Here is a 289-nt window from a genome sequence, read left to right as displayed (position 1 = left end):
CACCGGCCTGATCGAAGCGCTGATCGCGGTCAGCATCCTCGTCGCTGCGATCCACGCGATCCGACCGATCTTCCCCGGCCGCGAAGTAGCCATCGCCGGAGCATTTGGATTCATCCACGGGCTCGCGTTCTCCGAGACACTCCGTGAGCTCGACCTCACCGGCAGTCGCCTCGTGCTCGCCCTGTTGGGCTTCAACCTCGGCATCGAGGCGATGCAACTGCTCATCGTCGCCGCAGTCCTCCCGCCCCTGGTGATCCTCGCTCGAGCGCATCGCTACACCGCCCTGCGA

The 289-nt window shown here is 65.7% G+C and carries 1 protein-coding gene; it reads left to right on the top strand.

What is annotated here, in order from left to right:
- The coding region (locus tag IOC53_RS18690) for a HupE/UreJ family protein (protein ID WP_207408132.1) at positions 1–289 on the top strand (289 nt) is incomplete at both ends.

This window comes from Rathayibacter sp. SD072 (genome assembly GCF_017355185.1).
Lineage (GTDB): Bacteria > Actinomycetota > Actinomycetes > Actinomycetales > Microbacteriaceae > Rathayibacter.
This window is presented reverse-complemented; position numbering and strand designations above follow the sequence as displayed.